1 protein-coding gene and 2 pseudogenes are annotated in these 1,903 nt (G+C 73.8%); 1 reads left to right on the top strand and 2 read right to left on the bottom strand.

The genetic code is table 11. From position 1 onward, the window contains the following. Positions 1–334 (top strand): annotated as a pseudogene (locus ACQKIP_RS18435) (hypothetical protein); the annotation flags it as partial. 50 nt (positions 335–384) lie between these two features. On the opposite strand, the gene ACQKIP_RS18430 reads toward ACQKIP_RS18435, so the two are convergent. Together ACQKIP_RS18430 and ACQKIP_RS18425 are read right to left on the bottom strand one after the other, a co-directional pair. Then, positions 385–1,485: a pectinesterase family protein gene (locus ACQKIP_RS18430; protein ID WP_365859741.1), complete on the bottom strand. Its 1,101-nt coding sequence runs from the start codon at positions 1,483–1,485 to the stop codon at positions 385–387. 70 nt (positions 1,486–1,555) lie between these two features. After that, positions 1,556–1,903: pseudogene (locus ACQKIP_RS18425) on the bottom strand (pectate lyase); the annotation flags it as partial.

The raw sequence follows: 1,903 nt of genomic DNA, 5'->3' as shown, positions 1-1,903 counted from the left end.
CGCGGCCCTGGCGGCCGTGCCCTCGCTGCCCTGGGCATGGGCGGTCTGTGCGGCGGCGGGCCTGGCCGAAGGCCCGCTCTTCACGGCGACGCTGATGCTCCGTCAGCGCGTGTCGCCGCCGGAGCGGCTGGGCCAGGTCAACACCACCGGCGGCAGCCTGAAGATCGGTGCGTCGGCGGGCGGCGCGGCGCTGACCGGGGTGTTCGCGGGCACACTCGGAGCGGACGGGATGATGCTGGGCATCGCCGCGTGCCAGTTGGCGGGGGCGGTCCTGTGGCGCGTGCTGCGGCGGCTTCCCGCATCCGGGGCGACGGCTTCCCGCATCACGTCCTGAACCGGGGCGGCGGCGGTGGCGGGCCCCGGTTCAGGACGCGGCGGGGTGACTCAGCGGTCCCTTCGCCGCGGGGTCCAGTCGGCGAGATAGGCGGCGCGCGTCGCGGACGCGGCCTGCGCGCGGGTGAGCCGGGGGCGGTTCTCCGGGACCGTGACGGCCGCTCCCGGACCCGTGTTGCGGTACTCGGCGAACCGCTGCTCCTGCCAGGGGTAGGCGTCACGCATGTTTGCGTACGGGGCCACCGCGTCGATGCCGCGCCCCAGATGGGTGTCGCGCACCGTCAGCATGGGGCGGGCCGTGGTGTCCGAGCTGGGCACCCAGGGGCGGGCCAGCTTGTAGTACGCGTCGGGGGCGCCGCTCGTCACCCGGCTGCGGTTGACCAGGTAGCCGCGCGGATTGGCGACGGCGGTGGACGGCGCGAAGACGAAGCCGTACGGCGCAGCCGCGAGGTCTTCGCGGGTGAGCGTGTGGAAGCGGCAGTGCTCGAAGACCGCGGTGGCCCGCCCGAAGACGAAGTCGACGTCCCCCTCCGCATAGCAGTCGCGGAAGTACTGCCGGGCGAAGGTACTCAGGTCCGCGGTGTCGGCGTAGAGCGTGTCCTGGTGGCCCAGGAACCGGCAGCCGAAGAACGCCGAGCGGTCGCCCGTCACTTTGAGGGCGACGGCCTGGGTCCCGGTGTAGTCGGGGTGGTCGGCGCGCAGCCAGTCGTTGGCGAACGTGACGGCGTGGGCGGTGAATCCGGCGGCGCGCACGGTCGTGGTGGCCGAGCCGCCGGTGCCGTAGGTGCCCGAGCCGTCGGGCTTCGGGGTGCCCGCGGCGTTGTCGTACACGATGACCGTGTCGCGCGGGTCGCCGCTCGCGCCGATGAGCGTGAGCCCGGCGCTCGCCTCGTGCACGGTCACCGTCTCGCGGTAGGTGCCCGGCGCGAGGACCAGGGTGAAGCCAGGGCCGGACGCGGCGTCCACGGCCGCCTGGACGGTGGTGTGGTCGCCGCCGCCCGCCGGATCGACGTACAGCGTCCGGCGGTCCGGGCGCGGCCCGGCGGCGCGGGCGGGGACGGTCGTGCCGAAGGCCAGGGCGGCTGCGGCGCCGGCGCCCGTGGTGAGGAGCCTGCGTCGGCCGGGGGTTGCAGGGGAGTAGTGCGAGGGCATGGCTGATCCTTCGCTGTGCGGCTCGGTTTCGCTGTGCGGCTCGGGTCGGGAATGCGGGGCGGGAGGGGGATCAGCGGCGCTTGCCCGCGCCGGCCTCGCGCGCGAGCAGCTTCGGCAGCTTGCGCGGGTCGTCCACCCGCGTCCGCAGGGTCGGCGTCCAGCCCGCGTCCGACCGCAGGGTCTCCTCGGGCAGTTCCGCGTTGTGCACGGCGATGAGATCCACGCGCCTGCCGTTGACGTAGTTGGCGTCGGCGGTGACCGGCGCGTCCTTCCACTTCTTGAGGATCTTCGCGGCGCTGACCCCCGCCGGCAGCGTGAACGCGTTCTTCTGCGCGACGAGTTGTGACTCCTGGCCGATGCCGAAGGAGTACTGATAGCCGCCCGCGGGGACCACGTAGTGGTTGTTGTACGTGTCGAC

Source organism: Streptomyces sp. NPDC059900 (genome assembly GCF_050270335.1).
GTDB lineage: Bacteria > Actinomycetota > Actinomycetes > Streptomycetales > Streptomycetaceae > Streptomyces.
The sequence above is the reverse complement of the archived record's forward strand: the minus strand, read 5'-3'. Positions and strand labels throughout refer to the sequence as shown.

Excerpts from the sequence above, each read along its gene's own strand:
- ACQKIP_RS18430 (WP_365859741.1), bottom strand. The coding sequence starts at position 1,485 with ATGCCCTCGCACTACTCCCCTGCAACCCCCGGCCGACGCAGGCTCCTC.